Raw genomic sequence first — 3162 nt, forward strand, 5'->3', positions numbered from 1 at the left:
GTAACGGGTGCGGGCGAGGGAGGGGATCAGGCAGCTGGCCTCGATCTCGCCTCCCGGATCGACCGGCGGCGGGGTGCCCTGCTCGAAGGTGCGGCGCTGACCGTCGCGGACGGCATGAGCCGCGAGATCCAGGCGTCTAGATGTACTGACCGGGGACATTGATCAACCGCGTGAAGGGCGGCTGGTTGGCGCAGGCCGTGTGGGGTCGGTGATGGTTGTAGTGATGCAGCCATGACTCGAGAGCGTCGCGTCGTTCTGCCTCTGAGCAGTAGCAGCGGGCGTAAGCCCACCCGTCGGCCATTGTGCGGTGGAAGCGCTCGACCTTCCCGTTCGTCTGCGGGCGATATGGGCGCGTGTACCTCGGACGGATCGACAGCGCCTCGCAGGTACCGCGCCACAGATTCGACCGGTACGCACCGCCGTTGTCGGACAGTACTCGCTCGATCGTGACCCCACGCTCGGCGAACCAGTTGACAGCTCGTTGCAGGACGCCAACGGCAGTGACAGCAGTCTCGTCGTCGTGGATCTCGGTGTACGCGACGCGGGAGTGGTCGTCGATCACGGTGTGGACGTAGGCGTAGCCCAGCTTGGGTCCGCCGTGCTGATTGCGTGGCTTGTCCGGCGTGGCGACGCGGTTGCGGTCGCCTTGGCGTCGGCCGACGTAGCGCCAGCCACCGCCGTCGGGGATGTTCCCCAGCTTCTTCACGTCCACGTGCACTAGCGACCCGGGGTGCGCGTGCTCGTAACGACGGATCGGTTCGCCGGTCGCCCGGTCGACGTGCGACAGCCGATTCAATCGAGCAGTGGTGAGGATGCGGTGGACGGTGGAGGGCGCGATCCCGAGCCTCGCTGATAGTTGAACTGGCCCTTCCCGCAACCTGATCCGCAGGTTGACGCACCGCTTCGTGACGGGCTTGCTCGTCTTGTTCGGCGAGCTCTTCGGGCGCGAGGACCGGTCGTGCATGGGCTCGCCGGCGCGGTAGCGGTCGACCCAGCGTTTCACGGTCGGCCACGAGACCTGGAATCGGGCGGCGGCCTCACTGATCGGCCAGCCCTCCTCGACGACGAGTTGGGCAACCTTCAGACGGTGACGCGGTGTGAGGGCAGCGTTGGGATGGGACATAGCATCTTTCGGTACGGGACGGCGCCGCGGCATCCGCCGCTGTCAGGCCGGATGCTGCACGTGGATGCGCAGGGCGTTCGCGGCGAACTGCGCGGCTTCTGGGCTGCCGAAGGTTTGGTGGAAGTCGGGGTTGGTTTCGTAGAGGTCGGCCATGCCTTGCACCATTGCGGCGGATCGTTCGGCATCGCCGGCGTGGGTAGGTGTCCCGGGGATGTCAGCGAACCAGGCCACGTGGTCGGCAGCGTGCGCTTGAGCAACTGGTGAGCCGGGTGTGTGGCCGGCTTCGTGGATTTCTGCCCACCGCGTGAGCAGGGCCTGGGCGTTGGCCTGCCAGTCGCGTTGCTGTTCCACGGACTTGGCATGCCACCACCGGTTCGACGCGTCGAAGGCCTCGCGTCCCCACCGTCGTACGACCTCGGCCTCGTAGCGGTCGTTGAAGCCTTCGAGCATCACATCCAAGCGCGGTTCGCGGCCCTCGCGGCGCATCTGCAGGGTGTGCTTGACCGCGCTGATGCGCCGGTCCAGGGCCTCGCGGTCCTCGGCGAGCTGTGTCAGGTGGGCCTCGAGCGCTTCGACCTCGGCGGTCGGCGTCTCGGGGGCGTCGAGCACTGCGGCGACGTCGGCCAGTGGCATACTCGTGTCGCGGAGCAGAAGGATGCGTTGCAGGCGAGCGACCGCGTCGGGACCGTAGTAGCGGTAGCCGTTGGACCCGACGCGATCGGGTTCAAGCAGTCCGATGCGGTGATAGTGGCGCAGCGTGCGGCCGCTGATGCCTGCGCGTTCAGCGAGCTCGTGCACCGTCCATTCCATCACCGGGCTCCTGTCGATCGACGTGCTGCTCAGTGTGCCGCGTCTGTGGTCAGGCCCAGCCGTGGCAGCGCAATGCGCAGGATATCGGACGCGGGAGTGCGGACGTTTTGGGCGGCCGTGGCGCCCGTGGCGTCGAGGTATTCGCGGACAAGCCGAGCACCGGCTGCATAACCGGCCCCGGTCGGCAAGCCGACAGGCTCGGCACCGAACAGTTGTGCGCTCGAGTCGCCCAGCACCCAGGCGGCGAAGTCTGCCATTCCTGTGACGCCCAGGCCGCTGGCAACCTTCGCCAGGACCTGGTCGTCGGAGCGGGTTTCATCGCGCACGAAGTGGGTGTAGCCGGCGGCGCCATACAACTCGGACGCGAAAACGTCGGCGAGCCCTTCGGACACAACGTGCTCGCCAACCATCACCGTCTGTGGGTCCCACACGATCCCGCCGGGTGAATAGCGCACGTTGTGGTGCAGTTCGTGGACCGCGATCGCCTCGAGGCGATCGAGAACGCGCGAGGTGGGCCAGACGGTGATGGCGATGTAGCCGCTGATGCCGCCGAACCCTGACATCCCTTGCACCTCGTCGACGAAGTGCTGGCTGGTCGGATCTCCCAGGACGAGCAGCACGTTCAGGTCGGGGATGGTCACACCCGGATCGGCAGACGTCAACGCTGCGACCCCGTCCTCGAGGGCCTTCTCGATGCGGGTCCACGCATCGGCCGCGACAAGGGATTCCAGACCTTCGCGGACCTGCTCGATCGCGGAGTCCGGACGGAAGCCGAAGTTCTGCTGGTGCACGGTGGCCATGTCCACGCCGCCGGGGATGAAGTGGTACATCCCGGCCATCGGAGCCCACATGTCACGGATGAGGTCGGCGCGATCCTTCGCGTCCGCCGTCAGGACTCGGTTCATGCCCGAGGCACTGTCAATCATTGAAATGGTCATGACAAGCGACCGTAAACATTGCCGCTACGACAAGGTCAACCGTTTCCTCGATCAATGTCCCCGGTCAGTACATCTAGACAGGTCGAGGATCTCCGGGATCGGGCCGATGATGCGCAGGCAGCCGGTGCCGTCGGGCCGGGGCGGGTCCAAGACCACGCGGCGGCGGTTCTCGGGCCGGGCATGCTCCGGCTCCTCGCTGCGCGCGACCGCGGCGGCGAGGAGATGGCCGAGGACCCGCGAGAAGACCTCGGGGGAGACGGAGAGGTCGGTGCGGGAGAGCTCGACGTCGAG

3 protein-coding genes and 1 pseudogene are annotated in these 3162 nt (G+C 67.0%); all 4 read right to left on the reverse strand.

Annotated elements, in window-relative coordinates; all coding sequences use genetic code 11:
* Nucleotides 1-136 precede the first annotated feature (136 nt).
* The gene (locus ACOJSN_RS19500; protein ID WP_420114150.1) at nt 137-1123 is read right to left on the reverse strand and encodes an IS481 family transposase; all 987 of its coding nucleotides are present in this window, start codon (nt 1121-1123) and stop codon (nt 137-139) included.
* A gap of 42 nt (nt 1124-1165) precedes the next feature.
* On the reverse strand, nt 1166-1933 hold the full coding sequence (locus tag ACOJSN_RS19505; RefSeq protein WP_420114151.1) for a MerR family transcriptional regulator: 768 nt from the start codon (nt 1931-1933) through the stop codon (nt 1166-1168).
* A gap of 29 nt (nt 1934-1962) precedes the next feature.
* On the reverse strand, nt 1963-2871 hold the full coding sequence (locus tag ACOJSN_RS19510; RefSeq protein ID WP_420114152.1) for a DUF2268 domain-containing protein: 909 nt from the start codon (nt 2869-2871) through the stop codon (nt 1963-1965).
* A gap of 51 nt (nt 2872-2922) precedes the next feature.
* A pseudogene (locus ACOJSN_RS19515) lies at nt 2923-3162 on the reverse strand (HNH endonuclease); the annotation flags it as partial.

Origin of the sequence: Pseudactinotalea sp. (assembly GCF_048594945.1) — a bacterium.
In the GTDB taxonomy this organism is placed as follows: Bacteria; Actinomycetota; Actinomycetes; order Actinomycetales; family Beutenbergiaceae; genus Pseudactinotalea.

Coding starts and splice junctions, on each gene's coding strand:
- ACOJSN_RS19500 (WP_420114150.1), bottom strand. CDS start 1,123: ATGTCCCATCCCAACGCTGCCCTCACACCGCGTCACCGTCTGAAGGTT.
- ACOJSN_RS19505 (WP_420114151.1), bottom strand. CDS start 1,933: ATGGAATGGACGGTGCACGAGCTCGCTGAACGCGCAGGCATCAGCGGC.
- ACOJSN_RS19510 (WP_420114152.1), bottom strand. CDS start 2,871: ATGACCATTTCAATGATTGACAGTGCCTCGGGCATGAACCGAGTCCTG.